Annotated in this window: 26 protein-coding genes and 1 pseudogene; 17 read left to right on the plus strand and 10 right to left on the minus strand. The window is 64.7% G+C overall.

The window, feature by feature from the left end:
* From kdpC to PSEMO_RS31545, 3 genes are read left to right on the plus strand one after another with little or no spacing between them, the layout of a single operon-like run.
* Window positions 1-561, plus strand: coding sequence for a potassium-transporting ATPase subunit KdpC (gene kdpC / locus PSEMO_RS31535; protein WP_075806774.1), 561 nt, complete (start codon window positions 1-3; stop codon window positions 559-561).
* A gap of 15 nt (window positions 562-576) precedes the next feature.
* On the plus strand, window positions 577-3,231 hold the full coding sequence (locus PSEMO_RS31540) for a sensor histidine kinase (protein ID WP_075806775.1): 2,655 nt from the start codon (window positions 577-579) through the stop codon (window positions 3,229-3,231).
* Window positions 3,228-3,926 (plus strand): response regulator, encoded by a 699-nt coding sequence (locus PSEMO_RS31545; protein ID WP_075806776.1) that lies wholly within the window; start codon window positions 3,228-3,230, stop codon window positions 3,924-3,926. The genes PSEMO_RS31540 and PSEMO_RS31545 overlap by 4 nt, the downstream gene beginning before the upstream one ends.
* Before the next feature lie 118 nt (window positions 3,927-4,044).
* Here the strand turns inward: PSEMO_RS31545 and PSEMO_RS31550 are convergent, their stop codons facing one another.
* On the minus strand, window positions 4,045-5,097 hold the full coding sequence (locus PSEMO_RS31550) for a patatin-like phospholipase family protein (protein ID WP_075806777.1): 1,053 nt from the start codon (window positions 5,095-5,097) through the stop codon (window positions 4,045-4,047).
* 155 nt (window positions 5,098-5,252) lie between these two features.
* On the opposite strand from PSEMO_RS31550, the gene PSEMO_RS31555 reads away from it, so the two are divergent.
* The 3 genes from PSEMO_RS31555 (at window position 5,253) to PSEMO_RS31565 (ending at window position 7,201) form a co-directional block, all read left to right on the plus strand.
* On the plus strand, window positions 5,253-5,531 hold the full coding sequence (locus PSEMO_RS31555; RefSeq protein ID WP_075806778.1) for a hypothetical protein: 279 nt from the start codon (window positions 5,253-5,255) through the stop codon (window positions 5,529-5,531).
* 19 nt (window positions 5,532-5,550) lie between these two features.
* Window positions 5,551-6,318, plus strand: coding sequence for a CHAD domain-containing protein (locus PSEMO_RS31560; RefSeq protein WP_075806779.1), 768 nt, complete (start codon window positions 5,551-5,553; stop codon window positions 6,316-6,318).
* Window positions 6,319-6,403: 85 nt separating this feature from the next.
* Window positions 6,404-7,201 (plus strand): acyl-CoA thioesterase, encoded by a 798-nt coding sequence (locus PSEMO_RS31565; RefSeq protein ID WP_075806780.1) that lies wholly within the window; start codon window positions 6,404-6,406, stop codon window positions 7,199-7,201.
* Between the two features lie 12 nt (window positions 7,202-7,213).
* On the opposite strand, the pseudogene PSEMO_RS31570 reads toward PSEMO_RS31565, so the two are convergent.
* The 3 genes and pseudogenes from PSEMO_RS31570 to PSEMO_RS31580 all read right to left on the minus strand — a co-directional run.
* Window positions 7,214-7,387: pseudogene (locus tag PSEMO_RS31570) on the minus strand (terminase); the annotation flags it as partial.
* Between the two features lie 219 nt (window positions 7,388-7,606).
* Window positions 7,607-9,085 (minus strand): methyl-accepting chemotaxis protein, encoded by a 1,479-nt coding sequence (locus PSEMO_RS31575; RefSeq protein WP_075806781.1) that lies wholly within the window; start codon window positions 9,083-9,085, stop codon window positions 7,607-7,609.
* A 95-nt stretch (window positions 9,086-9,180) separates the two neighbouring features.
* Window positions 9,181-9,987: a TatD family hydrolase gene (locus PSEMO_RS31580; RefSeq protein WP_075806782.1), complete on the minus strand. Its 807-nt coding sequence runs from the start codon at window positions 9,985-9,987 to the stop codon at window positions 9,181-9,183.
* Between the two features lie 165 nt (window positions 9,988-10,152).
* Between PSEMO_RS31580 and PSEMO_RS31585 the strand changes: the two genes are divergently transcribed.
* The 3 genes from PSEMO_RS31585 (at window position 10,153) to PSEMO_RS31595 (ending at window position 12,644) form a co-directional block, all read left to right on the plus strand.
* Window positions 10,153-11,580 carry an MltF family protein gene (locus PSEMO_RS31585; RefSeq protein ID WP_075806783.1) on the plus strand — a complete coding sequence of 476 codons (1,428 nt, stop codon included), beginning with the start codon at window positions 10,153-10,155 and terminating at the stop codon, window positions 11,578-11,580.
* A 105-nt stretch (window positions 11,581-11,685) separates the two neighbouring features.
* A complete protein-coding gene (locus PSEMO_RS31590; protein WP_075806784.1) occupies window positions 11,686-12,120 on the plus strand; it encodes a DoxX family protein in 435 nt (144 codons plus the stop codon).
* A gap of 215 nt (window positions 12,121-12,335) precedes the next feature.
* A complete protein-coding gene (locus PSEMO_RS31595; protein WP_009394472.1) occupies window positions 12,336-12,644 on the plus strand; it encodes a hypothetical protein in 309 nt (102 codons plus the stop codon).
* Between the two features lie 109 nt (window positions 12,645-12,753).
* Here the strand turns inward: PSEMO_RS31595 and greB are convergent, their stop codons facing one another.
* The 3 genes from greB to PSEMO_RS31610 all read right to left on the minus strand — a co-directional run bounded on the left by greB (window position 12,754) and on the right by PSEMO_RS31610 (window position 16,503).
* Window positions 12,754-13,227, minus strand: a complete 474-nt coding sequence (gene greB, locus PSEMO_RS31600) for a transcription elongation factor GreB (protein ID WP_075806785.1) — start codon at window positions 13,225-13,227, stop codon at window positions 12,754-12,756.
* A gap of 84 nt (window positions 13,228-13,311) precedes the next feature.
* On the minus strand, window positions 13,312-15,819 hold the full coding sequence (locus PSEMO_RS31605) for an ABC transporter permease (protein WP_075806786.1): 2,508 nt from the start codon (window positions 15,817-15,819) through the stop codon (window positions 13,312-13,314).
* Window positions 15,820-16,503: an ABC transporter ATP-binding protein gene (locus tag PSEMO_RS31610; RefSeq protein ID WP_075806787.1), complete on the minus strand. Its 684-nt coding sequence runs from the start codon at window positions 16,501-16,503 to the stop codon at window positions 15,820-15,822.
* Window positions 16,504-16,513: 10 nt separating this feature from the next.
* Here PSEMO_RS31610 and PSEMO_RS31615 point away from each other — a divergent pair, with 10 nt between their 5' ends.
* The 3 genes from PSEMO_RS31615 to PSEMO_RS31625 all read left to right on the plus strand — a co-directional run bounded on the left by PSEMO_RS31615 (window position 16,514) and on the right by PSEMO_RS31625 (window position 18,531).
* Window positions 16,514-17,119 carry an arylesterase gene (locus PSEMO_RS31615; protein ID WP_075806788.1) on the plus strand — a complete coding sequence of 202 codons (606 nt, stop codon included), beginning with the start codon at window positions 16,514-16,516 and terminating at the stop codon, window positions 17,117-17,119.
* A 56-nt stretch (window positions 17,120-17,175) separates the two neighbouring features.
* Window positions 17,176-17,457 carry a hypothetical protein gene (locus PSEMO_RS31620; protein WP_075806789.1) on the plus strand — a complete coding sequence of 94 codons (282 nt, stop codon included), beginning with the start codon at window positions 17,176-17,178 and terminating at the stop codon, window positions 17,455-17,457.
* Between the two features lie 96 nt (window positions 17,458-17,553).
* A complete protein-coding gene (locus tag PSEMO_RS31625; protein ID WP_075806790.1) occupies window positions 17,554-18,531 on the plus strand; it encodes a L,D-transpeptidase family protein in 978 nt (325 codons plus the stop codon).
* A gap of 203 nt (window positions 18,532-18,734) precedes the next feature.
* Here the strand turns inward: PSEMO_RS31625 and oprI are convergent, their stop codons facing one another.
* A complete protein-coding gene (gene oprI, locus PSEMO_RS31630) occupies window positions 18,735-18,986 on the minus strand; it encodes an outer membrane lipoprotei OprI (RefSeq protein ID WP_037058464.1) in 252 nt (83 codons plus the stop codon).
* Between the two features lie 511 nt (window positions 18,987-19,497).
* On the opposite strand from oprI, the gene PSEMO_RS31635 reads away from it, so the two are divergent.
* Window positions 19,498-19,779 (plus strand): GNAT family N-acetyltransferase, encoded by a 282-nt coding sequence (locus tag PSEMO_RS31635; protein ID WP_075806791.1) that lies wholly within the window; start codon window positions 19,498-19,500, stop codon window positions 19,777-19,779.
* Window positions 19,780-19,845: 66 nt separating this feature from the next.
* On the opposite strand, the gene PSEMO_RS31640 is transcribed toward PSEMO_RS31635, so the two are convergent.
* A complete protein-coding gene (locus PSEMO_RS31640; RefSeq protein ID WP_075806899.1) occupies window positions 19,846-20,919 on the minus strand; it encodes a 3-deoxy-7-phosphoheptulonate synthase in 1,074 nt (357 codons plus the stop codon).
* Window positions 20,920-21,236: 317 nt separating this feature from the next.
* On the opposite strand from PSEMO_RS31640, the gene PSEMO_RS31645 reads away from it, so the two are divergent.
* From PSEMO_RS31645 to cysB, 3 genes are all read left to right on the plus strand, one after another.
* Window positions 21,237-22,145 carry a 5'-nucleotidase gene (locus PSEMO_RS31645; RefSeq protein WP_075806792.1) on the plus strand — a complete coding sequence of 303 codons (909 nt, stop codon included), beginning with the start codon at window positions 21,237-21,239 and terminating at the stop codon, window positions 22,143-22,145.
* A gap of 83 nt (window positions 22,146-22,228) precedes the next feature.
* On the plus strand, window positions 22,229-22,726 hold the full coding sequence (locus PSEMO_RS31650) for a universal stress protein (RefSeq protein ID WP_075806793.1): 498 nt from the start codon (window positions 22,229-22,231) through the stop codon (window positions 22,724-22,726).
* A 122-nt stretch (window positions 22,727-22,848) separates the two neighbouring features.
* On the plus strand, window positions 22,849-23,823 hold the full coding sequence (cysB, locus tag PSEMO_RS31655; RefSeq protein WP_009394496.1) for an HTH-type transcriptional regulator CysB: 975 nt from the start codon (window positions 22,849-22,851) through the stop codon (window positions 23,821-23,823).
* 56 nt (window positions 23,824-23,879) lie between these two features.
* On the opposite strand, the gene PSEMO_RS31660 is transcribed toward cysB, so the two are convergent.
* A complete protein-coding gene (locus PSEMO_RS31660; RefSeq protein WP_075806794.1) occupies window positions 23,880-24,614 on the minus strand; it encodes a phosphoadenylyl-sulfate reductase in 735 nt (244 codons plus the stop codon).
* A gap of 136 nt (window positions 24,615-24,750) precedes the next feature.
* Between PSEMO_RS31660 and thrH the strand changes: the two genes are divergently transcribed.
* Complete coding sequence (gene thrH / locus PSEMO_RS31665) at window positions 24,751-25,368, plus strand: bifunctional phosphoserine phosphatase/homoserine phosphotransferase ThrH (protein WP_075806795.1); 618 nt, start codon at window positions 24,751-24,753, stop codon at window positions 25,366-25,368.
* Window positions 25,369-25,466: the final 98 nt, after the last annotated feature.

Here is a 25,466-nt window from a genome sequence, read left to right on the forward strand (position 1 = left end):
ATGACCACCCATTTTCGTCCGGCCCTGAGCCTGCTGTTGCTGATGACCCTGGTGACCGGCGTGGTCTACCCGCTGGCGGTCACCGGCATCGCCCAGGTGGCCTTCCCCGATCAGGCCAATGGCAGCCTGTTGCGCGATGACCAGGGCCAGGTGCGCGGTTCGCGCCTGCTGGCCCAGCCGTTCAGCGGCGAGGCCTGGTTCCAGGCGCGGCCCTCGGCAGCGGACTACGCCACCGTGTCCAGCGGCGCAAGCAATCTGGCACCGAGCAACCCGGCCCTGGCCAAGCGTATCGGCGACAGCGCCGGTACGCTGTTCAGCCCAGCCCAGGGCCCGGTGCCCCAGGCGCTGCTGACCACCTCCGGCAGCGGGCTCGACCCCCATCTGCCGCCAGCGGCCGTGGCCTATCAACTGCCCCGGGTAGCTGCTGCCCGACAAATCCCGCAACAGACATTGCAAGGACTGGTGGAGCAAGCCACCCTGCAACCTCTGGTCGGCCCGCCGGTGGTGAATATCCTCGCCCTCAACGCCGCCCTCGACCGCCTTGCGCCACTGCCGAAATAAGGACCTGACCCGACCATGAGTGATTCCCAGCGCGCCGATGCGTTGTTGGCCGAGCTGCCGCGCCAGGGGCGCGGCCGGCTCAAGGTGTTTCTCGGCGCGGCGCCGGGAGTGGGCAAGACCTACGCCATGCTCCAGGCCGCCCACACCCGCCTGCGCCATGGCGTGCGGGTGCTGGCCGGGGTGGTGGAGACCCACGGCCGCAGCGAGACCGAGGCCTTGCTCGGCGGTATCCCGCAGCAGCCGTTGCTGCGCTCGGGGTACCGTGGGGTGATGCTGGAGGAGATGGACCTCGACGGCCTGCTCAAGGCCGCGCCGGAACTGGTGCTGGTGGACGAGCTGGCCCACAGCAACGCCCCCGGCAGTCGTCACGCCAAGCGCTGGCAGGATGTCCAGGAACTGCTGGCGGCGGGCATCGACGTCTACACCACGGTCAACGTCCAGCACCTGGAAAGCCTCAACGATCATGTGCGTGGCATCACCGGCGTGCAGGTACGCGAGACCCTGCCGGACTGGGTGTTGCAGGAAGCCTTCGAGCTGGTGCTGATCGACCTGCCGCCGCGGGAGCTGCTGGAGCGTCTGCGTGACGGCAAGGTCTATGTGCCGGAGCAGGCGCGGGCGGCCATCGATGCCTTCTTCACCCAGACCAATCTCACTGCCTTGCGCGAGCTGGCGATGCAGACGGCGGCGGCCCAGGTGGATGCCGATCTGGCCCACGGTTACCGCCGTCTCGGCCAGGACGCCCCGGCCTTGCGCGGGCGCTTGCTGGTCGGGGTGGATGGCGATGCCCAGGCCGAACGGCTGGTGCGGCATGCCAGCCGGGTCGCGCAGCGTCGTCATCTGCCGTGGAGCCTGGTGCATGTGGACAACGGCAAGCTGCGCGACGAAACCGCCCGCCAGCGCCTGCAGGCAGCCCAGCAACTGGCCGAGCGGCTCGGTGGCGAAGTGGTGGTGCTGCGGGCCGGGGAAGTGGCGCGCACGCTGATCCAGCATGCTGCCGAGCGCCGGGCGAGCCTGGTGCTGGTCGGGCAGTCGCGGGATCGCTGGCGCCGGCGTGTGTTCGGCGCGGGGGTGGCGACGCGCTTGCTGCGTGAAGCCCACGGGCTGGAAATCAACGTCCTCGACCGCGACGGGCAGCCGGAGCCGGCCCGTGCCGTGCGCAGCGGCGAGTGGGTCTGGCGGCATTACGCCCTGGCCCTGGCCGCCACCTTGCTGGCCACCGGGCTGGCCTCGGCGGTGGCGAAGGTCATGGACCTGCCGAATATCTCCCTGGTGTTCCTCGCCGCCGTGTTGCTGGTGGCGGTACGCAGCAGCATCGGGCCGGCGCTGGCCTGCGCGGTGCTGTCGTTCCTGGCCTATGACTTTTTGTTCATCCCGCCGAACTTCTCCCTCGCCATCCAGCGCGAGGAAGACGTACTGACCTCGCTGTTCTTCCTGCTGATGGCGGTGCTCACCGGCAATCTCGCCGCGCGCCAGCGTCGGCAACTCAAGGCCCTGCGCGAAACCCAGGAACAGACCGGGCAACTGCTCGAACTGACCCGCCGGCTCACTGCCGCCACCGACCGCCAGGCGGTGTTCAGCGCTGCCGGCCAGCATCTGGAAAACTGGCCGGACGTGCAGGCGTGCCTGCTGGAACGTGATAGCGAAGGGCGCCTGCAGGTGGCCTTCGGCGGCGAGCTGCAATTCAGTGACAACGAACGCGCCGCCGCCGAGTGGGCCTGGCAGCACGAGCAGGAAGCGGGGCAGGGCAGCGATACCCTGCCGAACGGACGCTGGTGGTGGTGGCCGTTGTCGGTGGATGAGGGGCCGCTGGCGCTACTGGGGGTACGTGCCCGCGACGATGAGCGACTGCCTGCCCAGCGCCGACGTTTGCTCAAGTCCCTAAGCCAGCCGCTGGCCCAGGCCCTGGCCCGGGCGAAGCTGGCCGAGCAACTGGAAGCGGCGCGCCTGCATGGCGAGACCGAACAACTGCGCAGTGCCTTGCTCGCCTCGGTCTCCCATGACCTGCGCACACCGCTGACCGCCATGCGCGGCAGCATCGACAGCCTGCTGGCCCTGGGCGATGCGATCCCCGCCGAGGACCGTCGCGAACTGCTCGAAGGCACCCGCGACGAAGCCGAGCGCCTCGACCGCTATATCCAGAACCTGCTGGACATGACCCGTCTCGGCCACGGCGGCCTCAAGCTGGCGCGGGACTGGGTGGCGCCGGCGGATATCGTCGGCAGCGCCCTGAACCGCCTGCGGGTGGTGCTGGCGCCCCTGCAACTGCACACCGAAGTACCGGCCGAACTGCCGCTGTTGTACGTGCATGCGGCGCTGATCGAGCAGGCGCTGATCAATGTGCTGGAGAACGCGGCGCGTTTCTCGCCGGTCCAGGGGCATCTGGAACTGCGCGTGACGGTCGAGGACGAGTTGCTGTGCTTCGCCGTGGCGGACGAGGGGCCGGGCATCGCCGAGGCGGACCGCGAGCGGATCTTCGACATGTTCTACACCGCTGCCCGGGGTGACCGGGGCGGGCAGGGCACCGGGCTCGGCCTGGCGATCTGTCGCGGCATGATCGGCGCCCATGGCGGGCATATCCGCGTCGAGGACGGCCTGGCTGGCCGCGGTACCTGCATCACACTATGCTTGCCGCTTCCGGCCCAACCCCCACTGGACAGCGAGACCCCATGAGCCAGACCGCGACCCTGCTGGTCATCGACGACGAACCGCAGATCCGCAAGTTCCTGCGTATCAGCCTGGTGTCCCAGGGCTACAAGGTGCTGGAGGCGGGGACCGGCGCCGAGGGCTTGCGCCATGCCGCCTTGTCGCGGCCGGACCTCGTTGTACTCGACCTCGGCCTGCCGGATATGGACGGGCAGCAGGTGTTGCGCGAAATGCGTGAATGGAGTGCGGTGCCGGTGATGGTGTTGTCGGTACGCGCCAGCGAGGCGCAGAAGGTCCAGGCGCTGGATGGCGGGGCCAATGACTATGTGACCAAGCCGTTCGGCATCCAGGAGTTTCTCGCCCGGGTGCGTGCGTTGCTGCGCCAGGTGCCGCAGGCCAGTGCGCCGGAAGCGGCCTTGAGCTTCGGGCCGTTGACCGTGGACCTGGCGTACCGGCGGGTGACCCTGGACGGCGAAGAGGTGGCGCTGACCCGCAAGGAGTATGCGCTGCTGGCACAGTTGGCCCGGCATCCGGGGCGGGTGATCACCCAGCAGCAGTTGCTCAAGGACATCTGGGGGCCGACCCATGTGGAGGACAGCCACTACCTGCGGATCGTGGTGGCGCATGTGCGGCAGAAGCTGGGGGATGATCCGACGGCGCCGCGGTTTATCGTGACCGAGCCGGGAGTGGGGTATCGGTTGATCGGGCAGGATTCGATGTGACCTTCAGGGCCCTATCGCTGGCAAGCCAGCTCCCACAGGGTCCGCGGTGTACGCGATACCTGTGGGAGCTGGCTTGCCAGCGATAGGGCCAGTACTGACAGCGGAAAATCCGGATCAGTCAGCGCTTTTCCGCCTCATAGTTATCCAGCGTATCCCGCGCAATCTCCCGCCCCAGCGCGATCAGCTCCGGCGCCTTGTAGAACTCGAAGAACCGGCACACCCGCTTCGGCACGTTGACCAGCACATCCGGCGGATAGCCGGCGATCTTGTACTGCGCCAACGACGTCTGCATCACCTCGAAACTCTGGTTGATCAAATCCAGCAACGACGCCGGCCCAACGTTATCGACGATGAACGACCCGGTCGCCGACTTCGGTGCCCCATCACTTTCCGGCGCCGCCGACGGCTGCTGAGCCTTGGGGCTGGCCGCGTCGGCCAGCCACGGGTTGGGCATCTGCGCCGCCTCCGCCGCCATTTCCTGCTCCAGCTCCTTTTCCAGCCCCAGCAACGCCTCCGCCTGCTTGCGCCGGAACGGCAGATGCGAGCCCAGCGAACTGATCAAACTGTCGAAACGCAACTTGAACGCCGCCGGCCGTTCGATCACCGGCAACACATACTGCTTCTGGTTGGTGGAGTTGAGGTTGACCGCGATGATCAGGTCGCAGTGGCTGGACACCACCGGGATGATCGGCAGCGGATTGAGAATCCCGCCGTCCACCAGCGTGCGATTGCCCTGGACCACCGGGGTGAACAGGCTGGGAATCGCCGCCGACGCGCGCATGGCCTGGTGCAGGCAGCCTTCCTGGAACCAGATTTCCTGCTGGTTGGTCAGGTCGGTAGCCACCGCTGTGTAGGGAATGCGCAACTGCTCGATATTCATCTCGCCAACGATCTTGCGGATCTGCCCGAAGACCTTGTCGCCGCGAATGGCACCCAGGCGAAAACTCACGTCGACCAGACGCAGCACATCCAGGTAGTCGAGGCTTTCGATCCAGTTACGATATTCCTCCAGCTTGCCGGCGGCATAGATCCCCCCGACCACCGCGCCCATGGAGCAGCCGGCGATACAGGCAATCTCGTAGCCGCGGCGCTCGATTTCCTCGATCACGCCGATATGCGCATACCCCCGGGCACCACCCGAGCCCAACACCAGTGCCACGCGCTTTTTCATGGTCCGATCCCCTGTCATATGACGTAACAATGCGCCTGTTCAGCGCTGCGCTTCAATCACCGGCAACGCTGGGCTACGCTGGTGATGGCACTTTTTGCCGGCGCTGCCGTCGAACAGGCCAACCTGATTGATTATTTCCCTCGAGGTAACACCCCATGAAAGCCTGGATAACCCTGCCCCTGATCGTTCTGGCCCTGGCTGGCTGCGCGGGCAAGACGGCCTATCGTGACAGTTGCGGCTCCCAGCTCGACGCCGCCTGGAAAGAGCTCGACCTGGCCAAGGCCGAAGGTTTCGCCGGCACCGTCAGCTATTCCAAGGCCCTGTCGCTGCTGACCGGCGCCAAGACCCAGCAGCAATTCGAAGCCTTCGAGGGGTGCTCGAAAAAAGCCGAGAAAGCCCGTTTCTACATTCGCGAGTCCCGCGCCGGACGCTAACCAGTCGTGAGGTTTTGGCATGTCGAAGATGTTCGATCACGTTGTCGCAGAGATCCTGGGACTGCAGGTGCGTCTGATGGCTTGCCAGGCGCGCCTGGCCGAGAACACCGACAGCGAGGCGCTGCATGACCTGCGCACCACGGTGCGCCGGTTGCGCAGCCTGTTGCGGCCCCTGCGCGGCTTGCCCGGGGTGGATCACCTGGAAGCCGCGGCCAAGGCCATCGGTGACCTGACCACGCCGCTGCGTGACCGCGAGGTGCTGGCCGAACAGCTCTTCGAACGTGACATGGGCGCGGCGGCGCAACGCCGCCTCGCCGGGGAGGGCGTGATCTTCGCCTCGGTGGCGTCCAGCACGCAGATGCACCGGCTGCTGACGGTGATCGACGCCTTCCCCAACTTCCTCCGCGCCATCGAACAGCAGGAACTGGTCCCGGACCTGGGCAAGCGCATCGAAAAGCGCCTGGACAAACAGTGGAAGAAGATCGTCGAGGCCATGCATGACCCGGCCCACGATCGACACCGCCTGCGCTTGTTGATCAAGCGCTCGCGCTACGGCGCCGAGGCCTATCCGAAGCTCAGCCGCATCGGCAAGTCGATGCGCGCCGAATTGAAGAACGCCCAGGATGATCTCGGCCATTGGCACGACCTTCTGCAATGGCTGACCCAGGCCGAAAAACAGGCCGACCTGGCGACCCTGGTCCCGCAATGGCGCGAGGAGCTGGTGGCGGCCGAGCGCAAGGCGGACAAGACCCTGGCCCGTCTGCTCAAGCATATCGACGAGCGATAGGCCGCTTATTTGGCAGTTATGCGGCCTGCCTGCTGTCCGGTTCTGCTCTTAAGATCGTAGGACTTTTCCGCAGGACGAGGTCCGCATGAATTTTTCCCAACTGCTCACCGCCGTTCGCCAGCGCCCGCAAGAAGTGGTGATCCCCGCTGAATGGGCCCAGGGCCGTGCCTGTTTTGGCGGCCTGATGGCGGCGCTGGTGTACGAGGCTATGCATGCCCGGGTCTCGCCGGAGCGTCCGGTGCGCTCGCTGGCGATCACCTTTGTCGGGCCCGCCGAACCCAATGTGCCGATCAGCTTCGAGGTCGAGGTGCTGCGCGAGGGCAAGGCGGTCAGTTCGCTGCTGGGTAGGGCGATCCAGAACGGCCAGACCGTGACCCTGGTGCAGGGCAGCTTCGGCGCCGGGCGCAGTTCGGTGATCGATATCCCGGCAGTGCCGGCGGTGGAGATGAAGAGCCTGGCCGATTCCAGTCCGGAGATGCCTTACATCCCCGGCGTGACCCCGGAATACATCCGCTTCCTGGCCATGCGCTGGGGCATCGGCAATCTGCCGTTCAGCAACAAGCCGTGTCGCCAGATGGGCGGCTGGGTGCGTTTGCGCGATGCGGTGGAAGAGCCGGTGACCGAGGCCCATCTGCTGGCCCTGTGCGATGCCTGGCCGCCGGCGACCTTGCCGTACCTGAGCAAGCCGGCGGCGGGCAGCACCCTGACCTGGACCATCGAATTCGTCCAGCCGGTGGCCAGCCTGAGTACCCTGGACTGGTGCCAGTACTGCGCTGATATCGAGCATTCCCGGGATGGCTACGGGCACACCTCGGCGGCGATGTGGAATGCGGCGGGGGAGTTGCTGGCGATCAGCCGGCAGACGGTGACGGTGTTCGCCTGATGTTCAGTGATGGCGGTGGCTGAACGGTTTCGACTGTCCGGCCTCCAGGCGATGGCCCTGGCGATACAGGGCCAGGCCTGCCAGCAACATGATCACACCGACGGCGATCTGGCCCAGATCCAGACTGAACACCCCGGACAACACCAGCAGCGCGCCGATGATGAACAGCGGCGCGGCGATGAGGTAATGCGGCAGGTGGGTGTTCATGGGGGACTCCTCTGACTTTTCGGTGGGGCTTGTCAGAAGAGTAGTTGTGGGTGGTGGGTGAGGCCAATTGAGGGGATTGATCGGAGGGATAGCTGTGCTCTTGAGGGCCTCATCGCTGGCAAGCCAGCTCCCACAGGTCCAGCGGTGCACGCGATCCCTGTGGGAGCTGGCTTGCCAGCGATGGGGCCCTTGAATTCCCTACAACTTCAACTGCCCGATCACCTTGTTCAGCTCCCCGGCCAAGGTCGCCAACTCACTGCTGGTCGTCGCCGAAGACACCGTCTGCTGCACCGTATCCTCGGTCACATCACGAATGCTCACCACCGCCCGGTTCATCTCTTCCGCCACCTGGCTCTGCTGCTCCGCGGCCACGGCGATCTGCGTGTTGCTCTCGCGCATCTGCGCCACCGCAGCAGTGATTTCCGCCAGCGCTTCGCCCGCTTCCTGAGCCTGTTTCACGCAGTCGTCGGCCTTGAACGAACTCTCGGTCATGAACTCCACCGCATCCTTGGTCCCGGCCTGCAAAGCAGAGACCATCTCGGTGATTTCGTCGGTGGAGGTCTGCACCCGCTTGGCCAGGTTGCGCACTTCATCGGCAACCACGGCGAAACCACGTCCCAGGTCACCGGCCCGGGCCGCTTCGATGGCGGCGTTCAGGGCGAGGAGGTTGGTCTGCTCGGCAATGCTGTGGATCACATTGACCACGCCGTTGATCTTCTGGCTGTCCTCGGCCAGTTGGCGAATCATCTCGGCAGTCTGCTGCACGCCGCTGGACAGCCCGGCGATGGAAGTCTGTACCCGGTTGACCACGTCCTTGCCGCTGCCGGCGAGGGTGTCGGCGGTCTGCGACAGGTCGCGGGTGGCGCCGGCGTGCTGGGCGATGTGGTAGACGGTGGCGGTCATTTCGTTGATCGCCGTCGCCGCCTGATCGGTCTCGCTCTGCTGGCCGAGCATGCCGTGGCGCACGTCGCTCATGCTCGAGGCCAGGCGCGCGGCGCCGGAGTCCAGTTGCGCGGCCGTCACGGCCACGGTGTTGACCACCCGGTGATAGGTGGTCTGCATGGCGTTGAAGGCACTGGCCATCTGCCCGACCTCGTCACCGCAGGACAGCGGTACCCGGGCCGACAGGTCGCCGGTCTTCTCGACATGCAGGATCACGTCCTTGAGGGTGTTGAGCTGGGCCAGCAGGAAGCGGATCAGCAACTGCGAGGCACAGAGCATCGCCAGCATCAGGATCAGCACGCACACCGCGTAATTGCCGAAGCGATCGCTGTAGACCTGCATCAGGCTCGGCGACGGCGCCAGCACGGCGACCCGCTGGCCGTCACGGCTGATCACCTGGGCGCCGGCCAGCGGCGCTTCGCCGAACAGCGCGTAAGGCTCGAGGCTGACCCAGCCGCTGGCATTGGCCAGGGCGGCGACGGGCTGGCCCTGGTAGCTGGGCGTCTGCCCGGGGGCGAAGGCGAGGATATGCGGCGCCTGGGGCAGGGCCTGCCCGGCCGGCCAGGCGGCGAGCAACCGGGCTTCGGCCACGGCGCGCTCATGGGCTTCGTCGACCCGGGCCTGCTGTTCGAGGAACACCGCGTACAGCACCAGGAACAGGGTGGTGACGAAGGCGACCGCGTTGACAGCCCAGAACTTGTACTTCAGGGAGATGTTGCTAAGCCAGGCACCCATGGTAGGTCTTCTCTGAGTTAAGCGTTTGAGCGGAAAGTTTTTTGGCAAGGTGCCAGCATTCTGGTCGAGTAATCAGCAATAAATCTTGATATGTGTCAAGCCAGCTCCGGGAGGCTGAAGAAGCGTCGGGCACACAGGGTTGTATGTGCCGCCAGATGGGCCTCGGACTCGCCGCGATGCCGGGCCACTTCGCGCAATACCTCCGGCAAGTATGCCGGCTCATTGCGACCGTTCTTCGGTTTTGGCCGCAGGCTGCGTGGCAGCAGGTAGGGGGCGTCGCTTTCCAGCATCAGCCGGCCTTCGGGAATGTTGCCGACCAGGCCGTGCAGGTGGGTGCCGCGGCGCTCGTCGCAGATCCAGCCGGTGATGCCGATATGCAGGTCCAGGTCGAGGTAGGCGAACAGCGCCTCGCGCTCGCCGGTGAAGCAGTGCACCACGGCGGCGCTGAGGTGGTCGCGGTAGTCCTTGAGGATATGCAGCAGGCGCTCGCTGGCGTCGCGCTCGTGGAGGAACACCGGCATCTGCAGTTCCACGGCCAGGGCCAGTTGGTCTTCCAGGGCCTTTTCCTGCTGCGGGCGCGGGGAGAAGTCGCGGTTGAAGTCCAGGCCGCATTCGCCGACCGCCTGCACCCGTGGCTGCTCCAGCAGGTGGCGCAACTGGCGCGGGCTTTCGGCGGTCCAGTGGCTGGCGTCATGCGGGTGTACACCCGCAGTAGAGAACAGGCGCTGGCCGCGTTCGTCGAGGCGCTGGCACAGCTCCAGGGCCTCTTCGCTGCCCGCCAGGCTGGTGCCGGTCAGGAGCATCTGCCGCACCCCGGCGGCCTCGGCGCGGTCCAGTACTTCCTGATGGATGCCGGCAAAACTGGCGTTGGTCAGATTGACGCCGATGTCGATGAGTTGCATGGTGCTACCTCGAATTTCGCGGCTGATACCCGCGCAAAAGCTCGAAAAATAACAATAAACACAAGAACTTCAATGAGTTGTCGTGGTCTTTTGCGGTCAATTGTCATAAGGCCGCTGCATAGTATGCCGCCACGCACGCCATCACGGCCTGTTCCTGGAGTCCGGATGTCCCGAGCTTTGCTGATGATCCTGCTGTTCGCCGGGCTGCTGTTGGCAGGGCCGGCGCACGCGCGGGTGGCCGGTCCGCCCCAGGTGGCCAGCAGCGGCAACAAGGACCGCGACCTGGCGCAGATCCGCGCCAGCCGCGAGCTGCGGGTATTGGTCAACCAGAGCCGCAACAGTTCCGGGGAAGTGAAGGGCCAGCCGTACGGCGTCGAGTATTACCGCTTGCGCGCCTTCGAGCACTACCTCAATGCCCGCGCCCGGGACGGCCAGGAAATCCGCTTGAAGCTGATCCCCAAGGCCAAGGAGCAGCTGGTCCCGGCCCTGCAGCGCGGCGAGGGCGACCTGGTGGCGCCCGGCGAGCTGCTCGACCCGGTCTCCACCCGCGGCGTCAGCGCCAGCGATCCGGTGCTGGCCCATGTGCCGCTGGTGCTGGTGGGGCGCCGGGGCGAGCGCAGCTACAGCCGCATCGAGCAGTTGTCCGGGCGCACCCTGGTACTGCCGGCCGGCAGCGCGGCCGGCGATACCCTCCACGAAATCAACCAGCGCCTGGCCCTGCGCAAGCATGCGCCGATCAGGATCGAGTGGGTCGACCCGAGCCTGGCGACCGAAGACGTGCTGGAGATGGTCCAGGGCGGGATCCTGCCGCTGACCGTGGTCGAGCAGCCGATCGCCGAGCGCTGGAGCAAGGTCATGCCCAAGCTGAATATCCAGCGCAAGGTCAGCCTGACCGCGCCGGAGTCGACCCACTGGTTCATGCGCCGCGACGCGGTGATGCTGCATGCCAGTGTCGATCGCTTCCTCAAGGACTATCGCCCGCCCGCCGACCAGGATGCGAACTTCGAGCGCATCTACCGGCGCCTGTACAAGGTGCATTACCCGCTGGCCAAGGCCAATCGCCAGCGCCTGAACAACTTGCGCCCGGTCCTGCAGAAGCACGCCGAGGCGCAGAACCTCGACTGGCTCAACCTGGCCGCCGTGGCTTTCAAGGAGTCTTCGCTCAACCCCGGGGCCCGCGGTGCCGGCGGTGCCCACGGGTTGATGCAGATCACCCCGAGCGCGGCGCAGCGGGTCGGCGTCAGCGATATCAGCAGCGTCGAGGGCAATGTCCAGGCCAGTGCCCGCTACATGTCGCTGATCCGCCGCAAGTTCTTCTCCAGCAACCAGCTCAACGAGCGCGAGCGCATGGCCTTCGTCCTGGCGGCCTACAACCTCGGGCCGGAGCGGGTCCAGGCGATGCGCGCCGAGGCCCGGCGCCGCGGGCTGAACCAGAACCAATGGTTCTTCCAGGTCGAGCGCGTGGCCCTGGAGCAGGTGGGAATGGGGCCGGTCAGCTATGTTAATAGCGTCAACAAGTATTTCCTGGCCTTCGACCGGGAGCGGGAGACCCTGGAGTCCTCCCGGAATGACAAGGTGAAGGGTCGCAAATAATCTATTTGTTCGATCTTTATCATGGATTAATTGCGATTTTCATATTGAAGAATATGATTATTATGGCGGCATCCAAACACAAACACCTTGCTAAGGAACACCGCAATGAACGCCATCCACTCCGTAATGACTACCCGCGCTGGCTGGGGCATGACCGTCCTGCGCATCATCGTCGGCATCATCTTCATGGCCCACGGTTCGCAGAAGCTCTTCGGCCTGTTCGGCGGCGGCGGCCTGGCGGGGACTGCGCAATTCATGGAAAGTCTTGGCCTGACCCCAGCCATGCCGATGGCGCTGCTCTCCGGCGGTGCGGAATTCTTCGGCGGCCTGGCCCTGGTCATCGGCCTGCTGGCGCGGCCGGCGGCGGTGGCGTTGATCGGCCTGCTGGTGGTGGCGATCCTCTCGGTGCACATCAACAACGGCCTGTTCATGTCCAACAACGGCTATGAGTTCGCCCTGGCCCTGCTGGGCGGTGCAGTGGCGGTGTTGTTCGAGGGCGCTGGCCGGGCCTCGCTGGACGCGGCGATTTCGAAAAGTTGAAGACGGCAAAAGGGCCTGCGATGCAGGCCCTTTGTCATTGCTCGTGTTGACAGTCCGTTGGCAGCCCCTCTAGGATGCCCACCTGCGCCGATTTAAACAGCTACTTGCGGGGCGCGGGAGAGCCCTTCAGGTGATCCGAATACCGCTAAAGCGCTGGTTCGGTGATGCCTCCCACCGCAGCCCAGCGGGATCTGCGAGGCGGAGAATATGACTCCATGAGTTGCCCACGTTCCAGTGTCTGTCTGACCCCCCTTTCTTCCAGCCAGTCGGCGCGTACCCCGCGGGTATTGCTGAGTGGTCCGCACCAACCGACCCTGGTTCGCTTCCTCGATGGCTGGCCGCGCCGCAAGGGCCGCGCTACAGCCCTGTTGATTCAATTCGTCGATCTTGAAATGTCGCTGGCCGAGTTTGCCGATGACCGCTTTGACCTGGCTGTCGTACAGGCGCCGAGCAAGGAGCGGGCGGCTGAGGTGATCGGGCAACTGACCCGGATTGCGCGGCAGGGTTTGATCACTCGGGGCTGAAATCTTCTTTGCTCTTCAGGGCCTCATCGCTGGCAAGCCAGCTCCCACAGGTATCGAGTGCACCGCCACACCTGTGGGAGCTGGCTTGCCAGCGATAGGGCCCGAAAGATCACCGCGGATAACTGATGCTGTTCACATACCAGACCGCCTCACCCCCAGGCGTCTGCACTGTCACCTCGTCATCCTTCTCCTTCTTCAGCAGCGCCCGGGCCATGGGCGAGTCCACCGAGATGTAGTCGTTGCGCCCGTAGATCTCGTCATAGCCGACGATGCGAAACTTCATGATCTCGCCATCCTCGTTCTCGATCTCCACCCAGGCGCCGAAGAACACCCGGCCTTCCTGCTCGGCACCGTAGTCCACCACCTTCACGTCTTCCAGACGCTTGCGCAGGTAGCGCACGCGGCGGTCGATCTCGCGCAGGAGCTTCTTGTTGTACTGGTAGTCGGCGTTTTCGCTGCGGTCGCCGAGGGAGGCGGCCCAGGCGACTTTCTGGGTGATTTCCGGGCGGTACACGCGCCACAGGTGATCCAGCTCGGCCTTGAGGGCTTCGTGACCTTCGCGGGTGATGATGTTGGTAGCCAATGCCGTCTCCTGGGCGGGCGTTACGTCAGGGGCGAAGAGTAACCGGCGAGCCGGCGACGGTACAGGTCGCCGGCTCGCGGTTGTTCAGCCTTCGCGCAGCACGGTCAGCGGGCTGGCATTCAGCGCGCGTCGGGTGCCGACCACGCCGGCGCCCCCCACCAGCACCGCGCCCACCAGCGGCAACAGCAGCAGCGACGGATGCGGGCTCCAGTGCAGGTCGAAGGCGTAGCGGTAGAGCACCCAGGTGATCATCTCGCAGCCGATGGCGGCGAGCAGCCCGCTGGCGGCGCCAAGCAGGCCGAACTCGATGCGCCGCGCCTTGACCAGCAGCGCCCGTCCGGCGCCGAGGGCACGGAGCAGGGCGCCCTGGCGGATGCGTTCGTCGAGGGTCGCCTGCAGCCCGGCGAACAGCACCGCCAGGCCCGCCGCGAGGACGAACAGCAACACGTACTGCACCGCCAGGGTGACCTGGGCGAGGATGCTGCGCAGCTGTTCCAGCAGGGCATCGACCTGCAGGATGGTCGCCGCCGGGAAGGCCCGGGACAGGGCGACGATCTGCTGGTCGTTGCCCGGCGCCAGGTAGAAGCTGGTCAGGTAGGTGGCCGGCAGGCCCTGCAGGGTGCCGGGCTGGAAGATCATGTAGAAGTTCGGCTGGAAGGTGTCCCAGTTGACTTCACGCAGGCTGCTGACCACGGCTTCGCGGGTTTCCCCGCCAATGACGAAGGTCAGGTGGTCGCCCAGCTTGAGCTTGAGGCTTTCCGCCAGCTTGGCTTCCACCGAGACGCCGGGAACGGCATCCGCTTGCGGTTGACCCTGCCACCACTGGCCGGCGCTCAGGGTGTTGTCGTCCGGCAGCTCGGCGGCCCAGGTCAGGCTCAGGTCGCGCTGCACGGCACGGTCGCCGGCGGAGTCCTTGCTGACGATCTGCTGCACCGCCTCGCCATTGATCTGGGTAAGACGCCCCGGGACCACCGGATACAACGGCGCGGCATGGCTGGAGAACCCGGCCAGTTCCTTGCTGAAGGCCGCCTTGTCGTCTTCGAGGATGTTCAGCGCGAAATAGTTGGGCGCATCGGCCGGCAACTGGTTATGCCAGGTATCCAGCAATTCCACGCGCAGCAGGGTGATCAGCCCCATGGCCAGGAGGATCAGGCCGAAGGCCAGGGATTGTCCGGCGGCGGCCAGCGGATGACGCAACAGCTGACCCAGGCCCAGACGCCACGGCAGTGGCGCACCGGCCAGCATCCGGCGCAGGCTGCGCAGCCCGAGCAGCAGCAGGCCGCCGAGCAGCAAGGCGGCGATCAGGCCGCCGCCGAGCAGGGCGAAGGTCAGCAGCAGGTCGAGGCTCAGGCGCCACATGATCAGGCCGAGGGCAAGGATCGCCGCGCCGTACACCAGCCAGCTGCTCGGTGGCACCGGCAGCAGGTCGCGGCGCAGTACCCGCAATGGCGGTACCCGGCCCAGCGCGGCCAGTGGCGGCAGGGCGAAGCCGGCCAGGGCCACCAGCCCGGTGGCGATCCCGGCCAGCGCCGGGGCCACGCCGCCATCGGGAATTTCCGCCGGCAGCAGGCCGTCAAGCAGGGCGAACAGGCCGAGCTGCGCCAGCCAGCCGAGCAGGGCGCCGGCCAGGGCGGCGAGGCTGCCAAGAATCGCCAGTTGCAGGCAGAACAGGCTCAGCGCCTGGCGCCGTGACAGCCCCAGGCAACGCAGCAGGGCGCTGGCATCGAAGCGGCGCACGGCAAAGCGGCTGGCCGAGAGTGCCACCGCCACGCCGGCCAGCAGCACCGCCACCAGGCTGGCCATGTTCAGGTAGCGCTCGGCCTTGCCCAGGGCGCCGCCGATCTGCTGGTTGCCGTCGCGGGCATCGCGGATACGCTGGTTCGGTGCGAGGCTGGCGTCGAGGAACTGGCGGTAGTCGGCGAGGACCAGGGTGTCGCCGCGCCATAGTTCGCGGTAGGTCACCCGGCTGCCGGGCTGGACCACGCCGGTGGCGTCGAGGTCGGCGAGGTTGATCATGACCCGCGGGGTGAGGCTGTAGAAGTTGCCGGCGCGGTCTGGCTCGTAGGTCAGTACCCGGCTCAGGCGCAGGGTCTTCATGCCGACGTCGACGCTGTCGCCGATCTTCAGGTTGAGCGCGGCCAGCAGGCGCGGTTCGACCCAGGCTTCACCAGGCGCCGGGCCGCCGCCGCTGGCTTCCGCACCATAGGGCTCCGGCGCGCTGCGCAGTTCGCCGCGCAGCGGATAGGCCTCGTTGGCGGCCTTGACGCTGGAGAGCTGGATGCCATTGTCGGTGGCGATCACGCTGGAGAACTCGACCACCCTGGCGTGGGCCAGGCCAAGGCCGGTACCGCGCTCGATCTGCTCGGCACTGGCCGGCGAACTGCCCTGCAGGACCAGGTCGGCACCGAGGAACTCAGTGGCGCGCAAAAGCATGGCGCCGTTAAGGCGGGCACCGAAATAGCCGATGGCGGTACTCGCCGCCACGGCGATCAGCAGGCCGAAGAACAGCACCCGCAACTCACCGGCACGGGCATCGCGAAGCAACTGGCGCACGGCCAGGGCGAACAGGCGAAACAGGGACAGGTGTGCCATCTAGGGCTCCATCGGGCTGACCATATGGCCGGCATCCAGGCGGATCTGCCGGTGGCAGCGGCGAGCCAGGCGTTCGTCGTGGGTGACCAGGACCAGGGTGGTGCCGCGCTCGTTGTTCAGCTCGAACAGCAGGTCGCTGATGCGCTCGCCGGTGTGGCTGTCGAGGTTGCCGGTGGGTTCGTCGGCGAACAGCACATCCGGCTCGGCGGCAAAGGCGCGGGCGATGGCGACGCGTTGCTGCTCGCCACCGGACAACTGGCGTGGCGAATGGCTCAGGCGCTGGCCCAGGCCGACCCGCTCGAGCAGGGTGCGTGCGTGCTCACGGGCGTCGCGGCGGCCATCCAGCTCCAGCGGCAGCATGACGTTCTCAAGGGCGTTGAGGCTGTCGAGCAACTGGAACGACTGGAACACGAAACCGACATGCTCGGCGCGCACCTTGGCGCGCTGGTCTTCATCCAGCGGGCCGAGGTCGTGGCCGGCCAGGGTCACCGAGCCGGCGCTGGGCTGGTCGAGCCCGGCGAGCAGGCCGAGGAGGGTGGATTTGCCGGAACCCGAGGCGCCGATAATGGCCAAACTATCGCCTTCCGTCAGTTCCAGGGACAGTTCGTGGAGGATGGTGAGGTTGCCTTCCGCGCTGGGAACCACTTTGCTAAGGTTCCGCGCAATGAGAATGCTGGGGCCCATGGAGAATCCGATGCGAGTGTGGTTATTGAGTGCTGGTCTGGCCTTGCTGTGCATGGCGCAGAACGCAGCGGCAGGTACGGTGTTGATCGTTGGCGATAGTATCAGCGCCGCTTTTGGCCTGGATACCCGTCAGGGCTGGGTCGCCTTGCTGGAACAGCGGCTCAAGACCGAGGGTTTCGACGACAAGGTGGTCAACGCCTCGGTCAGTGGCGACACCAGTGCAGGCGGCCAGGCGCGGCTGCCGGCGCTGCTTTCCGAGCACAAGCCGAGCCTGGTGGTGCTGGAGCTGGGCGGCAATGACGGGCTGCGTGGGCAGCTTCCTACGCAATTGCAACAAAATCTTGCCTCGATGATCGACAAGTCGCGGGCGGCCGGGGCCAAGGTGCTGTTGCTCGGCATGCAACTGCCGCCGAACTACGGCGCGCGCTATACCAAAGCCTTCGCTCAGGTCTATTCCGATCTCGCCACGCAGAAGAACGTTCCCCTGGTGCCGTTCTTTCTCGAAGGCATCGGTGGTCATCCGGAGCTGATGCAGGCCGATGGCATCCATCCGGCCCAGGGCGCCCAGGGCCAGTTGCTGGAAAATGCCTGGCCGGCAATAAAACCGCTGCTTTGACGCTTTTATAGTGACCGGCTTTCGGCTAATGTTGCGCCCCCGATTTGGAGCCCCCGATGCCGCGTCCCGCCTGGTCCCTGTATGCCTATCAATTGATCGAGCCTGACGAACAGCTTGACCTGTTCGCCTGCCAGGAGATCCGCGTGCACCTGGTGGCCCGTCAACTGGAGCTGGGCGGCTCGGCCGACCGCACGCTGTGCGGCAACTTGCTGCCGGCGCAGCCGCGCTGGTCCGGGGTGCCCAGCACGGTGTACCGCGACCGCCGCCTGTGCCCGTTGTGCCGGGCCATCCTCGACGCCCAGCGTAAAGGCACAAGGCCAGTCTGGCCGGAGCTCTGACGGCGCTTTTCCATCCAGCGGGCCTGGATGCCGAAAATTCCTACAGCGGTGTACAATCGCTTCCTTGACTCCCGAATTTTTCGAAGGATTTCCCGGATGTTGCCGCGCTTTCCCGCCGTCACCCGTTGCCTGTCCCTGGCCGCCTTGCTGGCGGCCGGTCCCGTTTCCGCGCTGGAGTTTCCCCTGCCACCGCCAGGCGAAGACATCATCGGTCAGGTCCAGGTGATCAAGGCCAAGTACGAAGACACCTTCGCCGACATCGGCACCGCCGGTGACCTCGGCTATCTGGAAATGGTCGCGGCCAATCCGGGCGTCGACCCCTGGCTGCCGGGCGCCGGCACCGAGATTATCCTGCCGACCCGCTTCATCCTGCCGCCGGGGCCGCGCGAGGGCATCGTCATCAACCTCGCCGAGTACCGCATGTACTACTTCCCGAAAGGCGAGAACGTGGTGCACACCTACCCGCTGGGTATTGGTCGTGAAGGTTGGGGTTCGCCGATTGCCCAGACCAAGGTTACCGCCAAGACGCCGAACCCGACCTGGACCCCGCCGGCCTCGATCAAGGCCGAGCACGCCGCCGATGGCGATCCGCTGCCGAACGTGGTGCCGGCCGGTCCCGACAACCCGCTGGGCCCGTTCAAGTTCACCCTGGGCGTGCCGGGCTACCTGATCCACGGCTCCAACAAGAAGTTCGGGATCGGCATGCGCACCAGCCATGGCTGCTTCCGCATGTTCAACAACAACGTGCTGGAGCTGGCGAAGATGGCGCCGGTCGGCACGCCGGTACGGATCATCAACGAGCCGTACAAGTTCGGCATGAGTGGCGGCAAGGTCTACCTCGAGGCGCACACCCCGCTGGACGACAAGGGCGATCCGTCGGTAGTGGACAAGCACACCGCAGTGATCAACGCGCTGCTCAAGCGTGAAGACCTGGCGAAGAACGTGCAGATGAACTGGGACATGGTCCGCGATGTGGTCGCGGCCGAAGATGGCATGCCGGTGGAGATCGCCGTACCGACCGCGCCGGATGGCAATGTGCCAATCATCTCGAGCAATCCGTATCAGCAGCAATAAGCTTCAAGCTTTAAGCTTCAAGCTGTAAGAAAGAGCAGTCCGGGTAGGGCTGCTCTTTTTGTTTGAGTTGGCGAAAAAGCGTCCGGGGCGACCGGGCCGCTTTTTCTTATGGCTTGCAGCTTGCGGCTTGTAGCTGAGAAAGCGGGCAATAAAAAAGCCGACCCACAAGTGGGTCGGCTTCGAATAACAATCCCGAGGGATTATTACTTGCGGCTGGCTTTTTCCAGCATACGCAGAGCGCGCTCGTTAGCTTCGTCAGCGGTTTGCTGAGCTTTCTGAGCGGCTGCCAGAGCGTCGTCGGCTTTGCGATACGCTTCGTCAGCACGAGCTTGTGCACGAGCTGCTGCGTCTTCGGTAGCAGTCAGACGAGCTTCGGTTTCTTTGGATACGCTGCTGCAACCGGTAGCCAGAACTGCGGCCAGAGCCAGAGCAGAGAATTTCAGAACGTTGTTCATCGTGTTCCCCTTCAAGGACTTTCTATTAAATAGCCATCTCTCAACAAAGAGAAACTGGCCGGCGTACATAGTACCCATTACTTGTAGTAAGTAAACTGACTGAGCGCAAGAATTGGAAAAAAATTGTCTCGCCAGGGGGCTTGACGCCGGGAGTGTACGAAAACCGTGCATTTCCCGGCTCTGCTAGTGTAAGGCGTTCTTGTAAAAGTACTTTTTCTTGAACTAATGGTGACTTTTAGTGTCATCTTGCGTCATAACATGCGGATCATCCGGTTTGCAGTTGAGGACGTTACCGGGCGCGGGATTCCCGCGTTGCGCGACGTGGAATTTTTTCCGACCAGTACCTTGAGCATCCGGTCAGGGGCCGCCTACTATTCAAAGGGTGCCCGTGGCCTGGAGAACGAGCAGGCCGCTCCCGCTGTCGAACGGGCACGGGGTGGCGTAGAGGTTCCTTCGCCGGACAAACATCGGTTAAGGTTGGGTTTTATTACAAGACCCGCGAGGAGTAGTGATGAGCGAGGCGTTGACCATCCACCATGACCAGGCCGGTCATCAATTCGAGACCAATGTGGACGGTCATCGTGCCTACCTGACCTACATGGACCTGGGCAAGCAGACGCTGGACATCTACCGCACCTTCGTGCCCAACGCCCTGCGCGGTCGCGGCATTGCTGCGGCACTGACCGAACGGGCCCTGGCCTTCGCCGAAGAGCGTGGCTACACGGTGATCCCGTCCTGCTCCTATGTCGAGCGCTACATGGAGCGGCACCAGAAGCATTCGTCCAAGGTCTGACGGCTTCTTCTTCATATTCCACACACGAAAACGCCGGGCATTGCCCGGCGTTTTCGTTCATGCCGTTCAGGCGCGGCGTTTCGGCAGCACGTCCTTGAGCTTGGTGCGCATATTGCGCAGGGTAGTGGCGGTGGCGTCCCAGTCGATGCAGGCATCGGTGATCGACACGCCGTACTGCAGCTGGTCGAGGTCCTTGGGAATCGCCTGGGCGCCCCAGTTCAGATGGCTTTCGACCATCAGGCCGATGATCGACTGGTTGCCTTCGAGGATCTGGTTGGCGACGTTCTCCATGACCAGCGGCTGCAGGGCCGGGTCCTTGTTGGAGTTGGCGTGGCTGCAGTCGACCATGATGTTCGGCTTGATCTTGGCCTTGTTCAGGGCCTGCTCGCACAGGGCAACGCTGACCGAGTCATAGTTCGGCTTGCCGTTGCCGCCGCGCAGGACCACGTGACCGTAGGCGTTGCCCTTGGTGGTGACGATGGACACGCCACCTTCCTGGTTGATGCCGAGGAAGCGGTGCGGGCTGGAGACCGATTGCAGGGCGTTGATCGCCACGGTCAGGCCGCCGTCGGTGCCGTTCTTGAAGCCGACCGCCGAGGACAGGCCGGACGCCATTTCGCGGTGGGTCTGGGATTCGGTGGTACGGGCGCCGATGGCCGACCAGCTGATCAGGTCCTGCAGGTATTGCGGGGAGATCGGGTCGAGGGCTTCGGTGGCGGTGGGCAGGCCCATTTCCGCGAGGTCCAGCAGCAGCTTGCGGCCGATGTGCAGGCCGTCCTGGATCTTGAACGAGTCATCCAGGTACGGGTCGTTGATCAGGCCTTTCCAGCCGACGGTGGTACGCGGTTTCTCGAAGTAGACGCGCATCACCAGATAAAGGGTGTCGGAGACTTCCGCAGCCAGCACCTTCAGGCGCTCGGCGTATTCATGGGCGGCCTTGACGTCATGGATGGAGCAGGGGCCGACCACGACGAACAGGCGGTGATCCTTGCCGTCGAGGATATTGCGCACCACTTCACGGCCGGCGGTGACGGTCTGAAGCGCGGAGGCGCTGAGTGGGAGCTCCTTCTTGAGCTGATCGGGGGTGATCAGGGTCTCGTTGGAGGCAACGTTAAGGTCGTCGATCGGTAAATCAGCCATCGTGTTACTCGTCAGGTCACGGATGCCGGCCGCCAGCCCCGTGCGGCGGAGCAGCATGATTGAGCTCAGCGGGGAGCGGAACCTTAGCGCGTAATCCCTTGCCACGACAATGGGCAAGTGCCTGATAACGGTGCGGTTCGGGGCCCGGATACCGGGTTTTTGCAACTAAAGTAGCTGGGGGGACCTGGCCGGGATAGATTTGATGCTTTTGAGGGCCTCATCGCTGGCAAGCCAGCTCCCACAATGTCCGAGGCGACACAGGGCCCTGTGGGAGCTGGCTTGCCAGCGATGGGAGCGACATGGAAATGGAGTGAACAATGAGCAAAGGCCTGAACGACAAACTGGTAGTGGCGATCTCTTCCCGGGCCCTGTTCGACCTGGGCGAGAGCCACCGGCTGTTCCTCGCCGAAGGCGTCGAGGCCTATCGCCAGTACCAGATCGAGCATGAAGATGAACCCCTGCAACCCGGCGACGCCTTCCTTCTGGTGCAGAAACTGCTGGGCCTCAACAGCCTGCTCGGCCAGCAGCGGGTCGAGGTGGTGCTGGTCTCGCGCAACAGTGCCGACACTGGCCTGCGCGCGTTCAATTCCATCGAGCACTATGGCTTGAACATCTCCCGCGCCGCCTTCGTCGGTGGCCGCAGCCCCTATCCTTATCTGGCCGCGTTTGGCTGCCACCTGTTCCTTTCCACCGACGCCGATGACGTGCGCAGCGCCCTGGATGCCGGTTTCGCTGCCGCGACCATTCTCTCCGGCGGCATCCACCGCGAGGCCACCGAGGAGCTGCGCATCGCCTTCGACGGTGACGCCGTGCTGTTTTCCGACGAGTCCGAACGGGTCTACCAGATGGGCGGGCTGGAAGCCTTCCAGGCCAACGAGCGCCAGTCCGCCCGCCAGGCCCTGCGCGGCGGTCCGTTCAAACCCTTCCTCGCCGCGCTCAACCAGTTGCAGGGCGAATTCCCCAGTACCGCCTGCCCGATCCGCACGGCGCTGGTCACCGCCCGTTCGGCACCGGCCCATGAGCGGGTAATCCGTACCCTGCGCGAGTGGGATATCCGCCTCGACGAATCGCTGTTCCTCGGCGGCCTGGACAAGTCGGCGTTCCTCGAAGCCTTCGCCGCCGACGTGTTTTTCGACGACCAGACCGGCCACTGCGAACGGGCGGGCAGGGTGGTCGCCACCGGCCATGTGCCGCATGGCATCAGCAACCAGTCGGACCCGGTCTGAGCCCCGCCGGACGGGGCCTGCGCATCGGTTTGGCGCTGCTAAGCTGAACCTTGCCCTGCCGCTTTGGCAGTCGAGGAGGTCAAATGATCCGTTCGATGTTGTACGCCACGGACCTCGGTGTTTACTCGCCTTATGTCATGCAACACGCGCTGGCCCTGGCGCGCAATTTCAACGCGGAGCTCTACGTGATCCACGCCGTCGAGCCCATGGGGCAATTCGCTGAATCGCTGCTGCAGAGTTACCTGGATGCACAGACCCTGGACCAGTTGCACAGCCAGGGCGTGAACACCGTGTTGTCGAATATCGAACAGCGGGTGCTGGAGAGCTTTCGCGATGAGCTGGGGGACCAGGAGGACCTGGCGCTGATTCGTGCGGTACGGGTGCGCCAGGGGGATCCGGCGGAGGTGATTCTCGAGCAGGCCCAGCGCCTGAATGTCGATCTGCTGATCGTCGGCAGCCACAGCCAGGGCGCCGGGGCGGAGATTCCGATCGGTCGCACTGCCGTGCGCATCCTGCAACTGGCAGCGGTGCCGGTGTACATGGTGCCCCTCGCGCAACAACTGGGGCGGCGGAAAACCTGAAGGACTTTTCCGTGCCCCGCGTAAGAAAACTGGTGAAATTGTTCTAGATTTATTCTCCTGACCGCTAATATAGTTATAACTCGTCGCTGTTGCCGGTGACGCCCAGCCTCTGAGGGATACCTATGAAGCTTCAACAATTGCGCTACATCTGGGAAGTGGCGCACCACGACCTCAACGTTTCCGCGACAGCGCAGAGCCTGTACACGTCCCAGCCCGGGATCAGCAAGCAGATCCGCCTGTTGGAAGACGAGCTGGGCGTGGAAGTGTTTGCCCGCAGCGGCAAGCACCTGACCCGCGTCACCCCGGCGGGTGAGCGGATCATCAACACCGCAGGCGAGATCCTGCGCAAGGTCGAGAGCATCAAGCAGATTGCCCAGGAATTCTCCAACGAGAAGAAGGGCACCCTGTCCATCGCCACCACCCACACCCAGGCGCGCTATGCGCTGCCGCCGGTGATCAGCTCGTTCATCAAGCAGTACCCGGAAGTGGCCTTGCACATGCACCAGGGCTCGCCGATGCAGATCGCCGAGATGGCCGCCGACGGCACCGTCGACTTCGCCATCGCCACCGAGGCCCTGGAGCTGTTCGGTGACCTGGTGATGATGCCGTGCTACCGCTGGAACCGTTGCGTGGTCGTGCCCCAGGGCCACCCGCTGACCAAGCTGCCGAAGCTGACCCTGGAAGTGCTGGCCGAATACCCGATCGTCACCTACGTGTTCGGTTTCACCGGCCGTTCCAAGCTGGACGAAGCCTTCAGCCATCGCGGCCTGACCCCGAAAGTGGTGTTCACCGCGGCCGACGCCGACGTGATCAAGACTTACGTACGCCTCGGCCTGGGCGTCGGCATCGTCGCCAAGATGGCGGTGGACCCGAAGCTCGACAGCGACCTGGTGGTCCTCGATGCCAGCGAGCTGTTCGAGTCGAGCATCACCAAGATTGGCTTCCGTCGCGGTACCTTCCTACGTGGCTTCATGTGCGACTTCATCGAAAAATTCGCCCCGCACCTGACCCGCGAAGTGATGGCCAAGGCGATCCAGTGCCACAACAAGCAGGAACTGGAAGAGCTGTTCGAAGGTGTCGAACTGCCGGTGCACTGAGTTTCAGGCACCCATGAAAAAAAACCGGCCTTGGCCGGTTTTTTCGTTTCTGCGGGTCAGGCTTTGCTGATCAGGTTGCCGGCATGCAGCCCGCATTCCTTCTGGGTCGACTCCTCCCACCACCAGCGGCCTTCGCGTTCGTGCTGGTTCGGCAGTACCGGACGGGTGCACGGCTCGCAGCCGATGCTGATGAAGCCGCGTTCGTGCAGGCTGTTGTACGGCAGCTCGAGCATGCGGATATAGCCCCAGACTTCCTCGCTGCTCATCTGCGCCAGCGGGTTGAACTTGTACAGGGTGCGCTCCGGGGTGGAGAAGGCGCTGTCGATTTCCAGCGCGGCCACCTGGCTGCGGGTGCCCGGGCTCTGGTCGCGGCGCTGGCCGGTGGCCCAGGCGCTGACGGTGCTCAGTTTGCGGCGCAGCGGTTCGATCTTGCGCACGCCGCAGCATTCGCCGTGGCCGTCCTTGTAGAAGCTGAACAGGCCCTTTTCCTTGACGAAGGGGTCGAGCTTGTCGCGGTCCGGCGAAAGGATCTCGATCGGCAGCTTGTACTGCTCGCGCACCTGATCGATGAACCGGTAGGTCTCCGGATGCAGGCGACCGGTGTCGAGGCTGAACACCTTGACCTGCTTGTTCAGCTTCCAGGCCATGTCCACCAGCACCACGTCTTCGGCGCCGCTGAAGGAAATCCACAGGTCGTCGCCGAAATGCTCGAAGGCAAGCTTGAGGATGTCCTGCGGGGATTTGTTGGCGTAGGTCGCGGCGAGGGCGGCGACGTCGAAGGGTTGGCTCATCAGGCGGCTTCCGGTCATTGAATGGCGCTGGGCGCTCGTAGTCGGCAGATGTTACCAAAAAATGCCGGGTAGACGGGTCGCATTGCTGGCCGTAGAGTGCGGCTTCCCAATTTTGGCGTTGTTCGAGGAGTGAGCTGTGGAAATTGCCTGTCTCGATCTGGAAGGCGTACTGGTCCCGGAAATCTGGATCGCCTTCGCGGAAAAAACCGGAATCGAATCGCTGCGGGCCACCACCCGTGACATTCCGGACTACGACGTACTGATGAAGCAGCGCCTGCGCATCCTCGACGAGCATGGCCTGAAGCTGGCCGATATCCAGGAGGTCATCGCCACCCTCAAGCCGCTGGATGGCGCCATCGATTTCGTCAACTGGCTGCGCGAGCGCTTCCAGGTGGTGATTCTCTCCGACACCTTCTATGAATTCTCCCAGCCGCTGATGCGCCAACTGGGTTTCCCGACCCTGCTGTGCCATCGCCTGATCACCGACGAGAATGATCGGGTGGTGAGCTATCAGTTGCGCCAGAAGGATCCGAAGCGTCAGTCGGTGCTGGCCTTCAAGAGCCTGTACTACCGGGTGATCGCGGCGGGGGATTCGTACAACGACACCACCATGCTCGGTGAGGCGGATGCGGGGATCCTGTTCCATGCGCCGGAGAATGTGATCCGCGAATTCCCGCAGTTCCCGGCGGTGCATGATTTCGAGGCGTTGAAGGAGGAATTCATCAAGGCTTCGAACCGGGTGTTGAGCCTGTAAGTCATGCAGGGCCTGTGAGGGCCCTATCGCTGGCAAGCCAGCTCCCACAGTGACCGCGTGCGCCGCCGAACCTGTGGGAGCTGGCTTGCCGGCGATGA

The sequence above is a fragment of the Pseudomonas putida genome (genome assembly GCF_001941965.1).
Lineage (GTDB): Bacteria > Pseudomonadota > Gammaproteobacteria > Pseudomonadales > Pseudomonadaceae > Aquipseudomonas > Aquipseudomonas putida_L.